The sequence below is a fragment of the Aquiflexum sp. genome (assembly GCF_977115555.1).
Genome location: NZ_CDSBKL010000267.1, coordinates 1 through 5,863, shown reverse-complemented (window position 1 = coordinate 5,863; position 5,863 = coordinate 1). Strand labels below are relative to the sequence as shown.

General features: G+C 38.2%; 4 protein-coding genes. All 4 read left to right on the top strand.

What is annotated here, in order from left to right; translation table 11 throughout:
• Positions 1-484 (top strand): TetR/AcrR family transcriptional regulator (locus ACZFYI_RS14490; protein WP_462524843.1); only part of this gene is annotated, 484 nt, incomplete at its 5' end.
• Positions 481-1,839, top strand: coding sequence for a TolC family protein (locus ACZFYI_RS14485; protein WP_462524842.1), 1,359 nt, complete (start codon positions 481-483; stop codon positions 1,837-1,839). The genes ACZFYI_RS14490 and ACZFYI_RS14485, both read left to right, overlap by 4 nt.
• Positions 1,840-1,867: 28 nt before the next feature.
• Positions 1,868-2,995 (top strand): efflux RND transporter periplasmic adaptor subunit, encoded by a 1,128-nt coding sequence (locus tag ACZFYI_RS14480; RefSeq protein WP_462524841.1) that lies wholly within the window; start codon positions 1,868-1,870, stop codon positions 2,993-2,995.
• A gap of 7 nt (positions 2,996-3,002) precedes the next feature.
• Positions 3,003-5,863 (top strand): efflux RND transporter permease subunit (locus tag ACZFYI_RS14475; protein ID WP_462524840.1); only part of this gene is annotated, 2,861 nt, incomplete at its 3' end.

Below are 5,863 nucleotides of genomic sequence, written 5' to 3'. Positions count from 1 at the left end.
ATTTACTGATAAAAACCAACTGGTCTATGAGACATTTGCTGCCTCTTTGGAACATGATAAATGCATGATGGAAACTTTTCCAAAATTAGCTGATGGTACCATTGAGCATCTTGTGGGGCTTTCAACTTATATGAGAAAACGTTTTGCGGATATCAATCCTTTGGTCATGAATGAACTGCAGCGTTATTTTCCCCAGTGTTGGCAGTTGTTTGAAGACTTCAAGCACAGTCACATATTCAAAGAAGTGGTAGCTGTCTTGGAAAAGGGTAAAGAGGAGGGCTTTTTTAGGCCCGAAATCAACAATGAAATTATTGCCTTACTGAGATTGGAACAGATGATGATCACTTTTGACCCAATCAAATTTCCCCCATCAAAATACAACATGGTCGATTTACAGATTGAAATTTTCGAACACTTTCTTTATGGGATTTTTACAGAAAAAGGAAGAGAAGCATATTTAAAACAGAAAAACGAAAACAAATGAAAACCACAGCCAAAAAGCTCATGGGAGTAGGGATATTCCTTTTTGCTATGTTGATTGAGGGGCATGCCCAATCGGAAAATGTCCTACACTTGACTCTTGAAGAAAGCTTACGGTATGCCCTGGAAAACAACGTAGATGCGAAAAACGCCCAGCTGGAGACCATGATAGCCAAAGCCCAAGTCATTGAACGACTGTCTGCAGGATTACCTCAGATTAATGGTACCTACGACATCACCCACAATGCAGCCATTCCTATTGTTTTCGTTCCAAACGAAGGTGGGTTTTTTCAGCCGGATGTCGATTCAGATGTACTTCCCTTAAGGTTTGGTACCAAATTCAATTCAGCTTTAGTAGTACAATTAAATCAAATGATATTTGATGGATCTTATTTCGTCGGATTAAAAGCAGCTCGGACATATAAAATGTTGACAGAATTTGACAAAGAAAAGAGTGATATCGATGTCAAAGAGACCATAAAAAAAGCGTACTTCTCGGTGTTGGTCAATGAGCAGCGAAGTTTGTTGATCAGTGCCAACCTTGGCAGACTTGATACTTTGCTAAAAGAAACGCAGGCCATGTATGAAGCAGGATTCTCAGAGAAAATTGATGTTTCCCGAATCCAAGTCCAGCGGAATAATTTAGTGACGGAGATGGATAGGGTCAATGCTGCGAAGGATATAAGTATCCAGCTATTGAAACTTCAAATGGGCTTGCCGTTGGAGTATGATATTGTTTTAAGTGAGACATTACTTGAACTGAACAGCATTCAAGAAATCAACGATTTATTGTTGTTCCAAGGTACAAGGAGGGTGGAAATGGATCAGATCAACACCAACATTAATTTGGTTGGTCTAGATATTAAATACACGACCTCCCAATATATCCCTAATCTGGATTTTTTCGGCACTTATCAGAGAAATGCAGCAGCCCAGTCTACAGGATTGATTTGGGAAAATGAAAGGTGGTTTACAGGAGCTTTTATTGGGCTTAGATTGAATATTCCGATTTTTGACGGTTTGTTCAAAAGTTCTCAGATTCAACAAAAAAGAGCTCAGATGGACCAATTGGAAAACCAAAAACTATTCTTAGAAAGCAATATTGAAATTGAAAGATTCCAGGCAAGAACCAATCTTCAAAATAATTTACAGGCTCTTAGAGTTCAGGAAGAAAATAGAGAATTGGCATTGGAAGTATTCAGGATGACAAAAATCAAATACGATGAAGGGGTAGGCTCAAATTTGGAGGTAGTCGAAGCAGATTCAGCCGCAAAAGATGCAGAAAGAAATTATTTTTCAGCACTTTATGATGCCTTGATTGCTAAAGTTGATCTTGAAAAAGCTTTGGGATTATTATAATCAATTATTAGAAAAACATTAAGAAAATATGAAAACGAACTTTCCCCTATTAATATTTACTATCATTATTTTGATGGTGTCGTGCGGTCCTAAAGACGACCTTGTTTTGAAAAAAGAGGAATTATCCAAAATGAAATCTGATGCCTCAAAACTTCGGAATTCAATAGAAACTTTGGAAAAAGAAATAGCCTTGTTGGACCCTGAGTTTGCAAAAGAAAACAGAAAATCGATTTTAATTTCGACAATCAATGTTGAGAATAGACATTTTGAACATTTTGTAGAATTTACCGGATCAGTTTTGTCCAAGAAAAATGTCAATATTTCAGGTGAAATTCTAGGCAGAATCCAGGAAATTGTTGCTATAGAAGGAATGAGAGTTAGCAAAGGTCAGATTTTGGCAAAAATTGATGCAGAATCAATTCTTAGGAACATCGATGAATTAGAAAAACAAATTGAATTGTCTAAGATTTTATTTGATAAGCAGGAAAGATTATGGAAGCAGAAGATTGGTACTGAAATCCAGTATTTAGAATCAAAAAACAGGTTGGAAACATTGCAGATCAATTTGGAGGCATTAAAGATTCAACAATCAAAAACCTTGGTAAGAGCCCCTTTCAATGGAACTGTAGAAACTGTTCTGGTTAGGTTGGGAGAATTCGTGCAGCCCGGTGTTCCGATGTTTCAGTTTGTTGGAGAAAGTGATTTATTTATAGAGGCTGATGTTTCTGAAAAGTATGTTGGTCTAATAAAGAAAGGAGATTCAGTTGAAGTTAGTTTTCCATCAGTTGATAAATTTTTGAGTGCCAAAATTTCTTCTGTAGGTGCTATTATTAATGCAAACAATAGGACATTCAAAGTAGAGATGGCGGTTCCTTCATTGGAATTCCTGAAACCAAATATGATTTCTGTCATCAAAATCAAAGATTATGAGAACAAAACAGCAGTGACTGTTCCCAATTACCTGATTCTTCAGGATAATAAAGGTGATTATGTGTTCACGGTAGATGAAAGTATCAGTAAGAAAAGGTATGTCAAAAGGGGGAAAACCTACAAAGAGGTTACAGAAATCCTTGAGGGATTGACTGGTGATGAGGTGCTTATTGACAAAGGCTTTAGAGAAGTAGGAGATAATTTTGTTGTAAACATTGCCAAGTAACATTGATATGGCAGAGATAGAAGAAAAGAAAAAAGGAGTTATTAGAGAGTTTGGAATCAGTTCCTTCTCGATAGATAATCAGATTTCAGTGATCATACTTGTGATCATTATTACGGTTTTGGGCTTGGGGGCATATAGGACGATGCCCAAAGAAAGTTTTCCAGAAATCGTTATTCCTACAGTTTATGTGGGTACAGCATATCCTGGAAATTCTCCGGTAGATATGGAAAATCTGATCACAAGGCCAATAGAAAAAGAGCTTAAATCGCTCAACAATGTCAAAAACATCACCTCTACTTCTGTTCAGGATTTTTCCTCGATTGTAGTAGAATTCAATCCTGGTGTTGAAATCGCAAAAGCAATTCAGGATGTGAAGGACGCTGTAGATAAATCAAAAGGCGAACTTCCCACCGACCTTGACCAAGATCCTGATGTTTTAGAGATCAACACCTCCGATTTCCCAATCATGAATGTCAATATTTCCGGTAACTATTCGGAAGAGGAGTTGAAGAAATATGGGGAATATTTGGAGGATGAAATAGAAAAGCTTTCGGAAATATCCAAAGCGGAACTCAGAGGTACCATCGAAAGAGAAATACGAGTCGATGCGGATATTTACAAAATGGAGGCTTTGGGTGTATCATTCAGTGATATTTCTGATGCGATTTCCCAAGAAAACGTGACGATTTCAGGGGGAAATATCCTTTCGGGAGATTTTAGAAGGTCCTTGAGGGTGACCGGTGAATTCAAATCTCCGGAGGAACTCAATGACATCATCATCAAGACTGAGGAAAGGAAAATTGTGTATCTGAGGGATGTAGCCACAGTGACAGATACCTATAAAGAAAGGACAAGCTATGCTAGGAGCAATAAACTCCCTGTAGTCACCGTAAACGTAATCAAAAGAAGTGGTGAAAATCTATTGGATGCTGCTGACAAAATCAAGGAAATCATTCAAGATGCCAAAGCTTCAAGATTTCCTGAGGATCTTGAAATCAGTATTTCCAACGACCAATCCAAGACTACGCGAGCCCAGGTGGCCGATCTTGAGAACAGTATCATCTTTGGAGTAATTTTGGTTGTTTTGGTTTTGATGTTTTTTCTTGGATTCAGGAATGCACTTTTCGTAGGTATTGCCATCCCTTTGTCCATGTTTATATCATTTCTGATTTTGAATTCGCTTGGAATTTCTCTAAACCTGATGGTATTGTTTGCCTTGATTCTTGCATTGGGAATGTTGGTGGATAATGGGATCGTGGTCGTGGAAAATATTTATCGACTTATGGGAGAAGGGTTATCACCTGTCAGGGCAGCAAAAGAAGGTGTGGGTGAAGTGGCTTGGCCGATCATTACCTCTACTGCCACAACTCTCGCTGCTTTCCTTCCTTTGGCATTTTGGGATGATATCATTGGGGAATTTATGAAATATCTTCCTATCACTTTAATCATTGTGTTATCTTCCTCCTTGTTTGTGGCATTGGTAGTCAATCCAGTATTGACATCTATGTATATGAAGGTCGAAAATCTCGATGTGATCAAAACGAAAAGGAAACCATTGATTGTAGCCTTATTTCTAGCTTTATTGGCAATAGTATGTTACCTGATAGGTTGGATTGCGTTTGGAAACCTATTGATGCTTGGATCAATTCTGACCGTCTTCAATGTTTTTGTTCTCCGCGGTGCCATAAGATGGTTTCAAAATGTCTTTTTGGTAAGAATGGAAAATCTTTATGAAAGCACTTTAAGTTTTGCACTCAGGGGTATTAATCCGTATTTGTTCTTTGGAGGCACTGTAATGTTGCTTGTTTTGAGTGTGGCATTGCTTGGAATCAGGTCGCCTAAAATACTTTTCTTCCCCGACAACCAACCTGCTTTGGTCAATATCTTTATCGAAAATCCCATAGGAACAGATACTGAGGCGACTAATTCATTTATGGTGGATAGGATGGAGGGTGATTTATTGAATCTGCTTGAGCCCTATGGAAACATCATTGAATCAGTTATTACCCAAGTGGGTGAGGGTACAGGCGACCAAACAATGGGCCCAAGTATTGCTAATACACCACATAAGGCAAAAATTACTATCAGTTTTGTAGAGTATCAGTTTAGACAAGGTGTCAATACCAATAAAATCATGGAAGAAATCCGTGAGATGGTAGAAATTTATCCAGGAGTATTGGTTACCGTAAACAAACAAACCAATGGACCTCCTGTTGGAAAGCCGGTCAATATCGAGGTGAGTGGTGAAGATTTTGAACAGTTGATTGGATTTGTGGGTAAATTCAGAGAAGATCTTGCTTCGGCTAATGTACCCGGTATCGAGGAATTGAAATCGGATCTGGAATTGGGAAGTCCGGAGGTTATCTTGGATATTGACAGAGAAAATGCCCGTAGGTTTGGACTATCTACCGCCACCATTGCAAATGAGTTGAGAACAGCTTTGTTTGGGCTTGAAGTTTCCAAATACAAAGAAGGGGAGGAAGATTACCCGATTCAGTTGAGGTTGAGTGATGAGTACAGATACGATATTTCTTCCCTAATCAACAAGAAGATCAGCTTTAGAGACAAATTTGGAAACAAAAAAGAGGTTCCAATTTCTGCAGTCGCTGAATTGCATTATGGATCTACTTATGGGTCTGTAAAACGAAAAGACCTGAACAAAGTAATTACCATTTTCTCTAATGTAACTGACGGATATAATCCAACAGAGATCAATAACCAATTTAAAGAATTGGTTGCCCAATATGATATCCCCGAAGGAATATCAGTGAAATTTACCGGAGAGCAGGAGGAACAGGCAAAATCTACAGCTTTCTTGATGAACGCCTTGTTTATAGCGATTTCAGTGATATTTCTGATCATAGTGGC